The sequence below is a fragment of the Bacillus cereus group sp. BfR-BA-01379 genome, assembly GCF_022663605.1.
Taxonomy (GTDB): Bacteria; Bacillota; Bacilli; order Bacillales; family Bacillaceae_G; genus Bacillus_A; species Bacillus_A mobilis.
This window is the reverse complement of sequence record NZ_JAKUFT010000366.1, coordinates 1-206: the sequence shown is the minus strand read 5'-3', so window position 1 is coordinate 206 and position 206 is coordinate 1. Positions and strand designations below refer to the sequence as shown.

Sequence of the window (206 nt, the reverse complement as noted above, 5' to 3'; positions counted from 1 at the left end):
TTAATTCCACGCCACCTTTAGTTAAGCCATTTTTAGCAGTAACAGAAACGTGAGTTGGTTGGCTTTTCTTGATAGTGAAAGGAATCGGTGTTTTATTTAAATCATAATCTTTAGGAGCTTTCGTTTCAACAAATTGATAATCTCCTGGTCGTAAATTAGAAGCAGAAACTTTCCCGTCTTTATCAGTAGTTAAATTCGTGCGAACA

At 35.4% G+C, this 206-nt stretch carries 1 protein-coding gene; it reads right to left on the bottom strand.

What is annotated here, in order from left to right; all coding sequences use genetic code 11:
- On the bottom strand, positions 1 to 206 hold a 206-nt coding region (locus MR113_RS28275), incomplete at both ends, for a prealbumin-like fold domain-containing protein (RefSeq protein WP_242257539.1).